11 protein-coding genes and 1 tRNA gene are annotated in these 14,339 nt (G+C 53.1%); 11 read left to right on the top strand and 1 reads right to left on the bottom strand.

The features are described 5' to 3' along the window. Positions 1–113 precede the first annotated feature (113 nt). Positions 114–1,457: an argininosuccinate synthase gene (gene argG, locus ACLGE8_RS08990; RefSeq protein ID WP_035891104.1), complete on the bottom strand. Its 1,344-nt coding sequence runs from the start codon at positions 1,455–1,457 to the stop codon at positions 114–116. A gap of 334 nt (positions 1,458–1,791) precedes the next feature. Between argG and ACLGE8_RS08985 the strand changes: the two genes are divergently transcribed. The 11 genes from ACLGE8_RS08985 to ACLGE8_RS08935 all read left to right on the top strand — a co-directional run bounded on the left by ACLGE8_RS08985 (position 1,792) and on the right by ACLGE8_RS08935 (position 14,259). Next, positions 1,792–1,868: transfer RNA gene (locus ACLGE8_RS08985), tRNA-Met, on the top strand. A gap of 207 nt (positions 1,869–2,075) precedes the next feature. Then, positions 2,076–2,528 carry a ribosome maturation factor RimP gene (gene rimP / locus ACLGE8_RS08980; RefSeq protein WP_333496249.1) on the top strand — a complete coding sequence of 151 codons (453 nt, stop codon included), beginning with the start codon at positions 2,076–2,078 and terminating at the stop codon, positions 2,526–2,528. A gap of 28 nt (positions 2,529–2,556) precedes the next feature. Next, complete coding sequence (nusA, locus tag ACLGE8_RS08975) at positions 2,557–4,044, top strand: transcription termination factor NusA (RefSeq protein ID WP_123651655.1); 1,488 nt, start codon at positions 2,557–2,559, stop codon at positions 4,042–4,044. Positions 4,045–4,068: 24 nt separating this feature from the next. Beyond that, entirely contained in the window at positions 4,069–6,759 is a 2,691-nt protein-coding gene (infB, locus tag ACLGE8_RS08970; protein ID WP_220440891.1) for a translation initiation factor IF-2, read from the top strand. A gap of 101 nt (positions 6,760–6,860) precedes the next feature. After that, complete coding sequence (rbfA, locus tag ACLGE8_RS08965) at positions 6,861–7,265, top strand: 30S ribosome-binding factor RbfA (protein ID WP_185667820.1); 405 nt, start codon at positions 6,861–6,863, stop codon at positions 7,263–7,265. After that, positions 7,265–8,209 carry a tRNA pseudouridine(55) synthase TruB gene (truB, locus tag ACLGE8_RS08960; RefSeq protein WP_410998024.1) on the top strand — a complete coding sequence of 315 codons (945 nt, stop codon included), beginning with the start codon at positions 7,265–7,267 and terminating at the stop codon, positions 8,207–8,209. The genes rbfA and truB overlap by 1 nt, the downstream gene beginning before the upstream one ends. Positions 8,210–8,361: 152 nt before the next feature. Beyond that, complete coding sequence (gene rpsO / locus ACLGE8_RS08955; protein ID WP_035891092.1) at positions 8,362–8,631, top strand: 30S ribosomal protein S15; 270 nt, start codon at positions 8,362–8,364, stop codon at positions 8,629–8,631. A gap of 357 nt (positions 8,632–8,988) precedes the next feature. Further along, positions 8,989–11,124, top strand: a complete 2,136-nt coding sequence (gene pnp / locus ACLGE8_RS08950) for a polyribonucleotide nucleotidyltransferase (RefSeq protein ID WP_185667822.1) — start codon at positions 8,989–8,991, stop codon at positions 11,122–11,124. Positions 11,125–11,234: 110 nt separating this feature from the next. Beyond that, on the top strand, positions 11,235–12,119 hold the full coding sequence (nlpI, locus tag ACLGE8_RS08945; protein WP_185667823.1) for a lipoprotein NlpI: 885 nt from the start codon (positions 11,235–11,237) through the stop codon (positions 12,117–12,119). 105 nt (positions 12,120–12,224) lie between these two features. Beyond that, complete coding sequence (yrbN, locus tag ACLGE8_RS08940) at positions 12,225–12,305, top strand: protein YrbN (protein WP_100249910.1); 81 nt, start codon at positions 12,225–12,227, stop codon at positions 12,303–12,305. After that, the gene (locus tag ACLGE8_RS08935) at positions 12,298–14,259 is read left to right on the top strand and encodes a DEAD/DEAH family ATP-dependent RNA helicase (protein WP_410998023.1); all 1,962 of its coding nucleotides are present in this window, start codon (positions 12,298–12,300) and stop codon (positions 14,257–14,259) included. Before yrbN ends, ACLGE8_RS08935 begins: the two co-directional genes overlap by 8 nt. Positions 14,260–14,339 lie beyond the last annotated feature (80 nt).

Here is a 14,339-nt window from a genome sequence, read left to right as displayed (position 1 = left end):
CATTATTCCGCTAGCCCGGCCGAACGAAGTGACGCCGGGATCTCTCCGAGCCCGAAGAATCCCCAGACGCAAAAAAGGCCGCATAAGCGGCCTTTTACATTATCAACGCAGACTTATTTGCCTTTGTTTTCCAGATTCTCAACCTGCGGTAGACCGGTGGCAGAAGAAGCGGTCAGCAGACCCGCTTTCGCGTAGCCGAACAGCTTCTCGCGGGTATCGGTGATGTCGAGGTTACGCATGGTCAGTTGGCCAATACGATCGTCTGGCGAGAACACGGACTCGCCTTTCTCCATAGTCAGACGCTCAGCCTTATAGGTCAGGTTGTCGGACACGGTATTCAGGATGGAATAGTCATTGCCGCGACGCAGTTCCAGCGTCACTTCACCGGTAATCTGGCTGGCGACCCAACGCTGCAGGCCGTCACGCAACATCAGCGCCTGAGAATCGAACCAGCGGCCCTGATACAGCAGTTTGCCTAACTGACGGCCATGAGAGTGATACTGCTCAATAGTATCTTCGTTGTGGATACCGGTCAGCAGACGCTCGTAGGCAATGTGCAACAGTGCCATCCCCGGGGCTTCGTAGATGCCACGGCTCTTCGCTTCGATGATACGGTTTTCAATCTGGTCGCTCATGCCCAGACCGTGACGGCCACCGATGCGGTTCGCTTCCAGCATCATCTCAACGTCGTCGCTGAAGGTTTTACCGTTCAGCGCTACCGGGTGGCCTTGCTCAAAGCGTACGGTCACCTCTTCCGCTGGGATCTTCACGTTCTCGTCCCAGAACTTCACGCCCATGATCGGGTTAACAATCTTCACGCTGGAGTTCAGGAACTCAAGGTCTTTCGCTTCGTGAGTGGCGCCCAGCATGTTGGAGTCGGTGGAGTAGGCTTTCTCAACGGACATCTTGTAGTCAAAGCCGCAGGCAATCATGAATTCAGACATTTCATGACGGCCGCCAAGCTCGTCGATAAAGTCGGTATCGAGCCACGGCTTGTAGATTTGCAGCTCGGCGTTGGTCAGCAGGCCGTAACGATAGAAACGTTCGATATCGTTACCTTTATAAGTACTGCCGTCACCCCAGATATTAACGCCATCTTCTTTCATGGCGGCAACCAGCATAGTACCGGTCACGGCACGGCCCAGCGGGGTGGTGTTGAAGTAGGTCAGACCGCCGGTGGTGTTATGGAAGGCACCACACTGAATTGCAGCGATACCTTCAGCAACCAGTTGTTTACGGCAGTCGATCAGGCGAGCGTTCTCTGCGCCATATTCCATAGCACGACGAGGGATCGCATCATAATCTTCTTCGTCAGGCTGGCCCAGATTTGCAGTATATGCATAAGGGACAGCTCCTTTTTGTCGCATCCACAGCAGCGCTGCGCTGGTGTCAAGACCGCCAGAGAAGGCGATACCAATACGTTGACCTGCTGGAAGATGCTTGAGAATCGTCGTCATAAAGTAAAACCCTGCTTGATTGACTGAAGGATAAATTGCTTACGCTGTCAGTGAATTTTTATGCAAAATAAATGAGTTTTCATTTAATCATGTTTTGACTGGCATCGGAAGGGATTCATGCATTTTTATTCAAAAAATCCGCGCCGTCAGCGCTGATAACCAGCATCACCATACCGCGACGGCTTACGCATTTCTTCTGCATAGAATGTGAGGTTGACAAGCTGTGATCGAGGTCACTATACTGTAGGTCGATTTTACGTCCCGTCCTCGGTACCAAATCCCAGCATTATTTGCATTTTTTGCTCAAAACGAGTAAAATTTGCCACGTTTCAGGCGCGGGGTGGAGCAGCCTGGTAGCTCGTCGGGCTCATAACCCGAAGGTCGTCGGTTCAAATCCGGCCCCCGCAACCACTTTCCCTTAGAGTTCATTTTCAAATATACTGTGAAGACTTAGGCCTTCGTAGCTGGATTTGAAAAAAATTCTTTCGGAAGGTTCTCCAGGCCGCAGTTGCGGCTATAGGGTTCAGTTATCTAAAGCCCCGATTTATCGGGGTTTTTTGTTATCTGACTACAGAATAACTGGGCTTTAGGCCCTTTTTTTATGTCTTGGGGGTGGGTTTGTCCACATTAGAGCAAAAATTAACAGAGATGATTACAGCGCCGGTTGAAGCCTTAGGCTACGAACTGGTCGGCATCGAATTTATTCGCGGTCGCACATCGACACTGCGCATCTATATTGATAGTGAAGATGGCATCAATGTTGATGATTGTGCTGATGTGAGCCACCAGGTAAGCGCAGTGATGGACGTTGAAGATCCTATTACTGTGGCTTACAACCTGGAAGTTTCCTCTCCGGGCCTCGACCGTCCTATGTTCACTGCTGAACACTATGTGCGTTTCATGGGTGAAGAGGTTGCGCTGGTCCTGCGTATGGCGGTTCAGAACCGTCGTAAATGGCAGGGCATTATTAAAGCGGTAGACGGTGAGATGATCACCGTGACAGTCGACGGTAAAGATGAAGTGTTCGCGCTGAGTAACATCCAGAAGGCGAACCTGGTTCCCCACTTTTAACAGTCTGGATTGAGGTGAAAAGCCCGCGATGAACAAAGAAATTTTGGCCGTTGTTGAAGCCGTTTCCAACGAAAAATCACTGCCACGCGAGAAAATTTTTGAAGCGCTGGAAAGTGCGCTGGCTACAGCAACGAAGAAAAAGTACGAACAAGAGATCGACGTTCGCGTTGAAATTGACCGTCGTAGCGGTGATTTCGACACCTTCCGTCGTTGGGTCATTGTCGAAGAAGTGACCCAGCCGACTAAAGAAATTACTCTCGAAGCGGCACGCTTCGAAGACGAAAGCCTGAACGTGGGCGAATACGTTGAAGATCAGATTGAATCTGTCACCTTCGACCGTATCACGACCCAGACGGCAAAACAGGTAATCGTACAGAAAGTACGTGAAGCTGAACGCGCAATGGTTGTTGACCAGTTCCGTGAGCATGAAGGTGAGATCATCACCGGCGTGGTGAAGAAAGTGAACCGCGACAACATCTCCCTGGATCTTGGTAGCAACGCTGAAGCGGTTATCCTGCGTGAAGACATGCTGCCGCGTGAAAACTTCCGTCCAGGCGACCGTATTCGTGGCGTTCTGTATTCCGTACGTCCGGAAGCGCGCGGCGCGCAGCTCTTCGTCACCCGTTCTAAGCCAGAAATGCTGATCGAACTGTTCCGCATTGAAGTGCCAGAAATCGGTGAAGAAGTTATCGAAATCAAAGCCGCTGCTCGCGACCCGGGCTCTCGTGCCAAAATCGCTGTGAAGACCAATGACAAACGTATCGACCCAGTCGGTGCTTGCGTTGGTATGCGCGGCGCGCGTGTTCAGGCGGTCTCTACCGAGCTGGGCGGCGAACGTATCGATATCGTGCTGTGGGACGACAACCCGGCGCAGTTCGTGATCAACGCGATGGCTCCGGCCGACGTGGCATCCATTGTGGTTGACGAAGACAAACACACCATGGATATCGCGGTTGAAGCGGGCAACCTGGCGCAGGCGATTGGCCGTAACGGTCAGAACGTCCGTCTGGCTTCTCAACTGAGCGGCTGGGAACTCAACGTCATGACCGTTGATGACCTGCAGGCGAAGCACCAGGCTGAAGCACACGCGGCTATCGATACCTTCACTAAATATCTCGATATTGATGAAGATTTCGCTACCGTGCTGGTTGAAGAGGGCTTCTCCACGCTGGAAGAACTGGCCTATGTGCCAATGAAAGAACTGCTGGCCATTGATGGCCTGGATGAAGACACCGTTGAAGCACTGCGCGAGCGTGCTAAAAACGCACTGACCACTCTGGCACTGGCCCAGGAAGAGAGCCTCGGTGATAATAAACCGGCTGACGATCTGCTGAATCTGGAAGGATTAGATCGTGAGATGGCCTTCAAACTGGCTGCCCGTGGTGTTTGTACGCTGGAAGATCTCGCCGAACAAGGCATTGATGATCTGGTGGATATCGAAGGCTTAACCGACGAGAAAGCCGGTGAGCTGATTATGGCTGCCCGTAATATCTGCTGGTTCGGTGACGAAGCGTAATAAACTGTAGCAGGAAGGAACAGTATGACAGATGTAACCGTAAAAACGCTGGCTGCAGAAATACAGACCTCCGTGGATCGCCTGGTACAGCAATTTGCTGATGCGGGCATCCCGAAAGGTGCTGATGATTCTGTGTCCGCGCAAGAGAAGCAAACCTTACTGGCGCATCTGAACCGTGAAAATGGTTCCGCCCCAGATAAGTTGACTTTGCAGCGCAAAACGCGCAGTACTCTCAACATTCCAGGTACCGGTGGAAAAAGCAAATCGGTACAAATCGAAGTCCGCAAGACACGCACCTTTGTGAAACGCGATCCGCAAGAGGCTGAACGCCTGGCCGCGGAAGAGCAGGCGCAGCGTGAAGCGGAAGAGCAAGCCCGTCGTGAAGCTGAAGAAGCAGCTAAACGCGAGGCGCAACAAAAAGCTGAACGTGAGGCCGCAGAAAAAGCTAATCGTGAAGCCGCTGATAAAGCGAAACGTGAAGCTGCGGAAAAAGACAAAGTGAGCAATCAACAGACCGACGATATGACCAAAACTGCCCAGGCCGAAAAAGCCCGCCGTGAAAATGAAGCTGCCGAGCTGAAGCGCAAAGCGGAAGAAGAAGCACGTCGCAAGCTTGAAGAAGAAGCGCGCCGCGTAGCGGAAGAAGCTCGCCGTATGGCAGAAGAAAACGAGAAGAATGGTGTGAATACCGCTGAACCGATTGAAGATGCGAGCGATTATCACGTCACTACCTCTCAGCACGCCCGACAGGCTGAAGACGAAAATGACCGCGAAGTTGAAGGTGGTCGTGGCCGTACCCGCACTGCGGCGAAAGCAGCTCGTCCTCAGAAGAAAGGCAACAAACACGCTGAATCTAAAGCCGATCGCGAAGAAGCACGTGCTGCTGGTCGCGGTGGTAAAGGCGGCAAGCGTAAAGGTTCCGCACTGCAACAGGGCTTCCAGAAGCCGGTTCAGGCCGTTAACCGTGACGTTGTGATTGGCGAAACCATCACCGTTGGCGATCTGGCTAACAAGATGGCGGTGAAAGGCTCTCAGGTCATCAAAGCGATGATGAAGCTGGGCGCAATGGCCACCATCAACCAGGTCATCGACCAGGAAACCGCACAGCTGGTTGCCGAAGAGATGGGCCACAAAGTTATCCTGCGTCGTGAAAACGAGCTGGAAGAAGCGGTAATGAGCGACCGTGATACAGGTGCTGCGGCTGAACCGCGCGCACCGGTTGTGACCATCATGGGTCACGTTGACCACGGTAAAACCTCTCTGCTGGACTACATTCGTTCTACGAAAGTGGCCTCTGGCGAAGCGGGCGGCATTACTCAGCACATCGGTGCATATCACGTTGAAACTGAAAACGGGATGATCACCTTCCTGGATACCCCAGGCCACGCAGCGTTTACCTCTATGCGTGCTCGTGGTGCTCAGGCAACGGATATCGTTGTTCTGGTTGTTGCAGCAGACGACGGCGTGATGCCGCAGACCATCGAAGCAATCCAGCACGCGAAAGCGGCGCAGGTGCCTCTGGTTGTTGCTGTGAACAAAATCGATAAGCCAGAAGCCGATATGGATCGCGTTAAGAACGAACTGTCTCAGTACGGCGTTATGCCGGAAGAGTGGGGCGGCGAATCGCAGTTCATTCCTGTATCTGCAAAAGCGGGTACCGGTATCGACGACCTGCTGAACGCTATCCTGCTGCAGGCTGAAGTTCTGGAGCTGAAAGCGGTTCGTAAAGGTATGGCGAGCGGCGCGGTAATCGAATCCTTCCTGGATAAAGGTCGTGGCCCAGTTGCTACCGTCCTGGTTCGTGAAGGTACCCTGAATAAGGGCGATATCGTACTGTGTGGCTTCGAATACGGTCGCGTTCGTGCGATGCGTAACGAACTGGGTCAGGAAGTGCTGGAAGCGGGTCCATCCATTCCAGTGGAAATCCTGGGTCTGTCCGGTGTTCCGGCTGCCGGTGACGAAGTGACAGTCGTTCGTGACGAGAAGAAAGCGCGTGAAGTTGCTCTGTACCGTCAGGGTAAATTCCGTGAAGTTAAACTGGCTCGTCAGCAGAAATCTAAACTCGAGAACATGTTCGCCAACATGACCGAAGGCGAAGTTCACGAAGTGAACATCGTACTGAAGGCCGACGTACAGGGTTCTGTGGAAGCGATCTCCGACTCCTTGCTGAAACTGTCTACCGACGAAGTGAAAGTGAAGATCATCGGTTCTGGCGTAGGTGGTATCACCGAAACCGACGCAACCCTGGCTGCAGCATCCAACGCTATCCTGGTTGGCTTCAACGTACGTGCTGATGCCTCTGCTCGTAAAGTTATCGAGTCAGAAAGCCTGGATCTGCGCTACTACTCCGTCATCTATAACCTGATCGACGAAGTGAAAGCGGCAATGAGCGGCATGCTGTCTCCAGAACTGAAACAGCAGATCATTGGTCTGGCTGAAGTTCGTGACGTGTTCAAATCACCGAAATTCGGTGCGATCGCGGGCTGTATGGTTACCGAAGGTACCATCAAGCGTCACAACCCAATCCGCGTTCTGCGCGACAACGTGGTTATCTATGAAGGCGAGCTGGAATCCCTGCGCCGCTTCAAAGATGACGTTAACGAAGTCCGTAACGGCATGGAATGTGGTATCGGCGTTAAGAACTACAACGACGTTCGCGTTGGCGATATGATCGAAGTGTTCGAAATCATCGAAATCCAACGTACCATCGCCTAACCTTCGTTAAGATTGTCGATTGTAGGCCGGGATCGCCTCGTGCAACCCGGCAATTATTTCAAAAGGGGCTGATAGCCCCTTTTTTGTCTGGAGAATTTATTATGGCGAAAGAATTTGGTCGCCCGCAGCGCGTGGCCCAGGAGATGCAAAAAGAGATCGCAATCATCCTGCAGCGCGAAATTAAAGATCCTCGTCTGGGCATGATGACCACCGTTTCTGGTGTGGAAATGTCCCGTGACCTGGCCTATGCCAAAGTGTTTGTGACCTTCCTGAACGACAAAGATGAAGCGGCGATTAAATCCGGCATCAAAGCGCTGCAGGAAGCCTCTGGTTTTATCCGCTCCCTGCTCGGGAAAGCGATGCGCCTGCGTATCGTGCCGGAACTGACCTTCTTCTACGACAACTCACTGGTTGAAGGTATGCGTATGTCCAACCTGGTGACCAGCGTGGTGAAGCATGACGACGAACGTCGTGTGAACCCAGCGGACGACAGCAAGGAGGACTGATGAGTCGTCCTCGTCGTCGCGGCCGTGATATTCACGGCGTATTGTTGCTGGATAAACCGCAGGGTGCGTCCAGCAACGATGTGCTGCAGAAGGTAAAGCGTATTTATAACGCCAACCGTGCCGGGCATACCGGTGCGCTGGACCCGCTGGCTACCGGCATGCTGCCAATTTGCCTCGGTGAAGCCACCAAGTTTTCCCAGTATCTGCTGGACTCCGACAAGCGTTATCGTGTGATTGCCCGCCTGGGCCAGCGCACCGATACCTCGGATGCTGACGGACAAATTGTGGAAGAACGCCCAGTGACCTTCAGCGATGCGCAGCTGGCTGAAGCGCTGGAGAGCTTCCGTGGAGACACTCAACAGGTGCCATCCATGTATTCGGCGCTGAAGTATCAGGGCAAGAAGCTGTACGAATATGCTCGTCAGGGCATTGACGTACCGCGCGAAGCGCGTCCGATTACCGTCTATGAGCTGCTGTTTATTCGCCACGAAGGCAACGAACTGGAGCTGGAGATTCACTGCTCAAAAGGCACCTATATTCGAACCATTATCGACGATCTGGGTGAAAAACTCGGCTGCGGCGCACACGTGATTTTCCTGCGTCGTCTGGCGGTCAGCAAATACCCAGTCGACCGTATGGTTACGCTGGAACAGCTGCAGGCATTGGTCGAACAGGCCGAGCAGCAGGGCGTTCCAGCAGCGGAACTGCTCGACCCGCTATTAATGCCGATGGACAGCCCGGCTTCAGACTACCCGATAGTCAATATCCCTTTAACCTCATCGGTTTACTTTAAAAATGGTAACCCGGTGCGGACGTCAGGTGCCCCGCTGGAAGGTCTGGTACGCGTGACGGAAGGCGAAGAGGGTAAATTCCTTGGCATGGGCGAAATTGACGATGAAGGCCGCGTGGCACCACGCCGTCTGGTGGTCGAATACGCCGAGTAAGCCAGATTGTGTGGCTTGCGATAACAGAGCGCTGCGAGTAGAATATCGCGGCTTAACGCCTGCTTAATTGTTTAACAATTGGCAAGCGTTATATCAGGGGTTGCTGAATTAGAGATCGGCACCCTTTCTTTCTTTTAAATTTGGAGTTCAAAATGTCTCTAAGCGTTGAAGCTAAAGCACAAATCGTTTCTGAGTTCGGTCGTGGCGCGAACGACAGTGGTTCTACCGAAGTTCAGGTTGCACTGCTGACTGCACAGATCAACCACCTGCAGGGTCACTTTGCAGAGCACAAAAAAGATCACCACAGCCGTCGTGGTCTGCTGCGCATGGTTTCTCAGCGTCGTAAACTGCTCGACTACCTGAAACGTAAAGATGTTGCACGCTACACCGCGCTGATCGAGCGTCTGGGTCTGCGTCGCTAATTCTAGCGAGTTTCAGAAAGAGGGGCCTTTATGGCCCCTTTTTTCCACCAGACGACGCCAATTTAAAAGAATTGAGTGCCCGTAGAAACGCTGTCTGCGCCCCGGTAATCCTCGCTGTCTACCTTTCGTTTAGACAAAATTGAGCTGAAATTACCGACACAGCAGTATTTTGAAAGATAACGGGTATAATGTATTGTTGTTGTGCATATTCTTCGTTGCAGAGGTTCGCGCGGCTAATGAGAGGCTTTACCCGCATCGGGTTAGGGTTGTCATTAGTCGCGAGGATGCAAAGAAGATCGGTATCATCGGCCGGTACGCCAGAGGGTGTGCCGCCATTTAATAAGAAAGGATAGAATTTTGCTTAATCCGATCGTTCGTAAGTTCCAGTACGGCCAACACACCGTTACGCTGGAAACCGGCATGATGGCGCGTCAGGCAACTGCCGCTGTTATGGTTAGCATGGATGACACCGCGGTATTCGTTACCGTTGTAGGTCAGAAAAAAGCGAAACCAGGCCAGGACTTCTTCCCGCTGACCGTTAACTATCAGGAGCGTACTTACGCTGCTGGTCGTATCCCAGGTAGCTTCTTCCGTCGTGAAGGCCGCCCAAGCGAAGGTGAAACCCTGATCGCGCGTCTGATTGACCGCCCGGTTCGCCCGCTGTTCCCAGAAGGCTTCGTTAACGAAGTTCAGGTTATCGCGACCGTTGTTTCCGTTAACCCACAGGTTAACCCAGACATCGTTGCGATGATTGGCGCATCTGCTGCCCTGTCCCTGTCCGGTATTCCGTTCAACGGTCCAATCGGTTCTGCTCGTGTTGGTTACATCAACGACCAGTACGTACTGAACCCAACTCAGGACGAACTGAAAGAGAGTAAGCTGGACCTGGTTGTTGCCGGTACCGAAGCTGCCGTACTGATGGTTGAATCCGAAGCAGAACTGCTGAGCGAAGACCAGATGCTGGGTGCCGTTGTATTCGGCCACGAACAGCAGCAGGTTGTTATCAAAGAGATCAACGAGCTGGTTAAAGAAGCGGGCAAACCACGTTGGGATTGGCAGCCAGAAGCCGTCAACGAAGCGCTGAACGCGCGCGTTGCTGCGCTGGCAGAATCTCGCCTGAGCGACGCTTACCGCATCACCGACAAACAAGAGCGTTATGCTCAGGTTGACGTGATTAAATCTGAAACCATCGCTCAGCTGGTTGCAGAAGATGAAACCCTGGACGCTAACGAACTGGGTGAAATCCTGCACGCCATCGAGAAGAACGTTGTTCGTAGCCGCGTACTGGCAGGCGAGCCGCGTATCGATGGTCGCGAAAAAGACATGATCCGTGGTCTGGACGTACGTACTGGCGTTCTGCCACGTACTCACGGTTCCGCGCTGTTCACCCGTGGCGAAACTCAGGCGCTGGTGACTGCGACCCTGGGCACCACCCGTGATGCACAGAACCTCGACGAACTGATGGGCGAGCGTACTGACAACTTCCTGTTCCACTACAACTTCCCTCCTTACTGCGTAGGCGAAACCGGTATGGTCGGTTCTCCTAAGCGTCGTGAGATTGGTCACGGTCGCCTGGCGAAACGCGGCGTGCTGGCAGTGATGCCAGAGCTGGACAAATTCCCGTACACCGTTCGTGTGGTTTCTGAAATCACCGAATCTAACGGTTCTTCTTCCATGGCTTCCGTATGTGGTGCTTCCCTGGCGCTGATGGACGCAGGCGTGCCTATCAAAGCTGCCGTTGCGGGTATCGCGATGGGTCTGGTGAAAGAAGGCGACAACTTTGTTGTTCTGTCTGACATCCTGGGCGACGAAGACCACCTGGGCGATATGGACTTCAAAGTGGCGGGCTCCCGCGACGGTATCTCTGCACTGCAGATGGATATCAAAATTGAAGGTATCACCAAAGAGATCATGCAGGTTGCTCTGAACCAGGCTAAAGGTGCTCGTATGCACATCCTGGGCGTGATGGAACAGGCGATTAACGCGCCACGTGGCGACATTTCTCAGTTCGCTCCACGTATCCACACCATCAAGATCAATCCAGACAAGATCAAAGACGTTATCGGTAAAGGCGGTTCTGTTATCCGTGCTCTGACCGAAGAAACCGGCACCACCATCGAAATCGAAGATGACGGTACCGTGAAGATCGCTGCGACCGACGGTGAAAAAGCGAAATTCGCTATCCGTCGTATCGAAGAGATCACTGCAGAAATCGAAGTAGGTCGTATCTACAACGGTAAAGTGACCCGTATCGTTGACTTTGGCGCATTCGTTGCCATCGGTGGCGGTAAAGAAGGTCTGGTACACATCTCTCAGATCGCTGACAAGCGCGTTGAGAAAGTGACCGACTACCTGCAGATGAACCAGGAAGTACCGGTTAAGGTTCTGGAAGTTGACCGTCAGGGCCGTATCCGTCTGAGCATTAAAGAAGCAACCGAGCAGTCTCAGCCAGCCGCCGCAGCACCAGCTCCGGCAGCAGAGCAGGGCGAGTAAGGTTTGCCTTTGCCCTCCGCGTTTGCGGAGGGCACATTTAGCTGGCCGGATGCCTTGTTTGCAGGCGGGGGACAGGACGTTCATCCAATTGTTGTCTTCGGGAGTGGGAAATGAAGCCTTTTTTGCGCTGGTGTTTCGTTGCGACAGCACTCACGCTGGCAGGATGCAGCAACTCTGCCTGGCGTAAGAGTGAAGTCCTCGCAGTGCCATTGCAACCGACTTTACAGCAGGAAGTGATCCTGGCACGTATGGAACAAATTCTTGCCAGTCGGGCTTTAACCGATGACGAACGCGCACAGCTTTTATATGAGCGCGGAGTGTTGTATGATAGTCTCGGTCTGAGGGCATTAGCGCGTAACGATTTCTCGCAAGCGCTGGCAATCCGACCTGATATGCCTGAAGTATTCAATTACTTAGGCATTTATTTAACGCAGGCAGGCAATTTTGATGCTGCCTATGAAGCGTTTGATTCTGTACTTGAGCTTGATCCAACTTACAATTATGCGCACTTGAACCGCGGCATCGCGCTTTATTACGGTGGCCGTGCGAAGTTAGCGCAAGATGATCTGCTGGCGTTTTATCAAGACGATCCCAATGATCCTTTCCGCAGCCTGTGGCTTTATCTCGCCGAGCAGAAGCTCGATGAGAAGCAGGCAAAAGACGCGTTGAAGCAACGCTTCGACAAATCGGATAAAGAACAGTGGGGATGGAACATTGTCGAGTTCTACTTAGGCAACATTGACGAAAAAACGTTAATGGAACGCCTGAAGGCGGACGCAACGGATAACACCTCGCTCGCTGAGCATCTCAGTGAAACCAACTTCTATTTAGGTAAGTATTACCTAAGTCTTGGGGACAAGGACAGCGCTACGGCACTGTTCAAACTGGCGGTTGCCAACAACGTACACAACTACGTTGAGCACCGATACGCATTGTTGGAATTATCGCTCCTGGGCCAGGACCAAGATGACCTGGCAGAATCGGACCAGCAATAGCTGACGACTACATCAGCCCGTAATCTTTTTGATTGCCATCACCTTTGCGGGTGAGGGCGTTGTTGTTCGTTAATACACCTACTTTGAGCCGGTTCACACTTTTCAATGAAAATTGCAGATCAATTTCATGATGAGTTATGTAGACTGGCCGCCATTAATATTGAGGCACTTGTACTACATGGCTGAATTCGAAACCACTTTTGCAGATCTGGGCCTGAAGGCTCCTATCCTTGAAGCCCTTACCGATCTGGGTTACGAAAAACCATCTCCGATCCAGGCTGAGTGCATTCCGCACCTGCTGGGCGGTCGTGACGTTCTGGGTATGGCCCAGACAGGTAGTGGTAAAACCGCAGCGTTTTCCCTGCCACTGCTGAATAATCTCGATCCTGAGCTGAAAGCACCTCAAATCCTGGTGCTGGCCCCGACCCGCGAACTGGCGGTTCAGGTGGCTGAAGCAATGACCGAGTTCTCTAAACATATGCGCGGCGTAAACGTGGTTGCCCTGTACGGCGGCCAGCGTTATGACGTGCAGTTACGCGCCCTGCGTCAAGGGCCACAGATTGTCGTCGGTACCCCAGGTCGTCTGCTGGACCACCTGAAGCGCGGTACCCTGGATCTCTCTAAACTGAGCGGTCTGGTACTGGACGAAGCTGATGAAATGCTGCGTATGGGCTTTATCGAAGACGTTGAAACCATCATGGCTCAGATTCCAGAAGGTCATCAGACCGCTCTGTTCTCTGCAACCATGCCGGAAGCTATCCGTCGTATTACCCGTCGCTTTATGAAAGATCCACAGGAAGTACGCATTCAGTCCAGCGTAACCACTCGTCCTGACATCAGCCAGAGCTACTGGTCTGTGTACGGCATGCGCAAAAACGAAGCGCTGGTACGTTTCCTGGAAGCTGAAGATTTTGATGCGGCGATTATCTTCGTTCGTACCAAAAACGCGACCCTGGAAGTGGCTGAAGCCCTGGAACGTAGCGGCTACAACAGCGCCGCGCTGAACGGCGACATGAACCAGTCTCTGCGTGAGCAGACTCTGGATCGTCTGAAAGACGGTCGTCTGGATATCCTGATCGCAACCGACGTTGCGGCACGTGGTCTGGACGTTGAGCGTATCAGCCTGGTTGTTAACTACGACATCCCAATGGACTCTGAGTCTTACGTTCACCGTATCGGCCGTACCGGTCGTGCGGGTCGTGCTGGCCGTGCGCTGCTGTTCGTTGAGAACCGCGAGCGTCGTCTGCTGCGCAACATCGAACGTACTATGAAGCTGACCATTCCAGAAGTTGAGCTGCCAAACGCAGATCTGCTGGGCAAACGCCGTCTGGAAAAATTCGCCGCGAAAGTACAGCAGCAGCTGGAAAGCAGCGATCTGGATCAGTACCGTGCACTGCTGGCGCAAATCCAGCCGACCGCGGAAGGCGAAGAGCTGGACGTTGAAACGCTGGCCGCTGCGCTGCTGAAAATGGCACAGGGCGAACGTTCTCTGATCGTTCCACCAGATGCGCCAATGCGTCCTAAGCGTGAGTTCCGTGACCGTGACGATCGTTTCGAACGTCGTGACCGTAACGACCGTGGCCCACGTGGCGACCGTGCAGAACGCGGTGGTGAAGATCGTCCTAAACGCGAACGTCGTGACGTTGGCGATATGGAACTGTACCGCATTGAAGTAGGTCGTGATGACGGCGTTGAAGTTCGTCACATCGTTGGCGCTATTGCGAACGAAGGCGACATCAGCAGCCGTTACATCGGTAACATCAAGCTGTTCGGTACCCACTCTACTATCGAACTGCCAAAAGGCATGCCGGGCGAAGTACTGCAGCACTTTACTCGCACCCGCATCCTGAACAAACCGATGAACATGCAGCTGATCGGCGACGCGCAGCCTCGTCCAGAGCGTAGCGGTCGTAGCTTCGGCGGCGAACGTCGTGAAGGCGGTCGTAGCTTCGGTGGCGAACGTCGTGGCGAAGGTCGCGGTTTCGGCGGCGAGCGTCGTGAAGGCGGTCGTGGTGATGGTCGTCGTTTCAGCGGTGAGCGTCGTGACGGTGGTAACCGTGCGCCGCGCCGTGATGATGCAGGAGCTGCTCCACGTCGTGATGATTCTACCGGTCGTCGTCGTTTCGGCGGTGACGCATAAACCTCACGGTTTAAAAGCGTAAAGTAATATATACAGCCCCGATCGTTATGATTGGGGCTTTTTTTATTCCATTTGTACTC

It is taken from the genome of Kluyvera sp. 142486 (assembly GCF_046569695.1).
GTDB lineage: Bacteria > Pseudomonadota > Gammaproteobacteria > Enterobacterales > Enterobacteriaceae > Kluyvera.
The sequence above is the reverse complement of the archived record's forward strand: the minus strand, read 5'-3'. Positions and strand labels throughout refer to the sequence as shown.

Excerpts from the sequence above, each read along its gene's own strand:
- nlpI (WP_185667823.1), top strand. The coding sequence starts at position 11,235 with ATGAAGCCTTTTTTGCGCTGGTGTTTCGTTGCGACAGCACTCACGCTG.
- yrbN (WP_100249910.1), top strand. The coding sequence starts at position 12,225 with ATGAAAATTGCAGATCAATTTCATGATGAGTTATGTAGACTGGCCGCC.
- truB (WP_410998024.1), top strand. The coding sequence starts at position 7,265 with ATGAGTCGTCCTCGTCGTCGCGGCCGTGATATTCACGGCGTATTGTTG.
- ACLGE8_RS08935 (WP_410998023.1), top strand. The coding sequence starts at position 12,298 with ATGGCTGAATTCGAAACCACTTTTGCAGATCTGGGCCTGAAGGCTCCT.
- rpsO (WP_035891092.1), top strand. The coding sequence starts at position 8,362 with ATGTCTCTAAGCGTTGAAGCTAAAGCACAAATCGTTTCTGAGTTCGGT.
- argG (WP_035891104.1), bottom strand. The coding sequence starts at position 1,457 with ATGACGACGATTCTCAAGCATCTTCCAGCAGGTCAACGTATTGGTATC.
- rbfA (WP_185667820.1), top strand. The coding sequence starts at position 6,861 with ATGGCGAAAGAATTTGGTCGCCCGCAGCGCGTGGCCCAGGAGATGCAA.
- infB (WP_220440891.1), top strand. The coding sequence starts at position 4,069 with ATGACAGATGTAACCGTAAAAACGCTGGCTGCAGAAATACAGACCTCC.
- nusA (WP_123651655.1), top strand. The coding sequence starts at position 2,557 with ATGAACAAAGAAATTTTGGCCGTTGTTGAAGCCGTTTCCAACGAAAAA.